Origin of the sequence: Helcococcus bovis (assembly GCF_046035835.1) — a bacterium.
Classification (GTDB): domain Bacteria; phylum Bacillota; class Clostridia; order Tissierellales; family Peptoniphilaceae; genus Helcococcus; species Helcococcus bovis.
Map to the genome: position 1 here is coordinate 1 of NZ_JBFNGB010000053.1, position 540 is coordinate 540.

Annotated in this window: 1 protein-coding gene; it reads left to right on the forward strand. The window is 30.2% G+C overall.

Annotated elements, in window-relative coordinates; all coding sequences use genetic code 11:
* Positions 1–56 precede the first annotated feature (56 nt).
* The coding region (locus ABGF48_RS08465) for a transposase (protein WP_408105900.1) at positions 57–540 on the forward strand (484 nt) is incomplete at its 3' end.

Sequence of the window (540 nt, forward strand, 5' to 3'; positions counted from 1 at the left end):
TGAACTGACCCCAAAAAGTTGGACCTAAAACCAACTTGAAGGAGGTCAGTTTTTTCATGTCAAAATATAGTACAGAATTTAAAATGAAAGTAGTGAAAGCATACTTAAATAATGAGGGAGGATGTATATTTTTAGCTAAAAAATATGGAATTAGTAATGAGTCAATTGTAAGAAGATGGGTCAACGCATTTAAGTCTCAAGGCTATGAGGGATTAAAAGTTTCAAGAAAAAATAAAAATTACTCTTTTGATTTTAAGCAAAATATAGTAAAGTTGTACTTAACAGGAGAAATGTCCTACCAAGAAATTGCTAATCAATTTAGGATTAATAATCCATCTTTAATTGCTAGATGGGTAAATGATTTTAGAAATCAAGGTCTTGATGGACTAAAACCAAAGAAAAGAGGAAGACCTTCAAGTATGACTAAAGATACTAAATTGCCTAAAAAACAACTTAAAAAAGAATATTCTGAAGAAGAGATAGATGAGATTAAAAGGCTTAAAGAAGAGCTTTACTGGGCTCAAATGGAGATAGATTTCT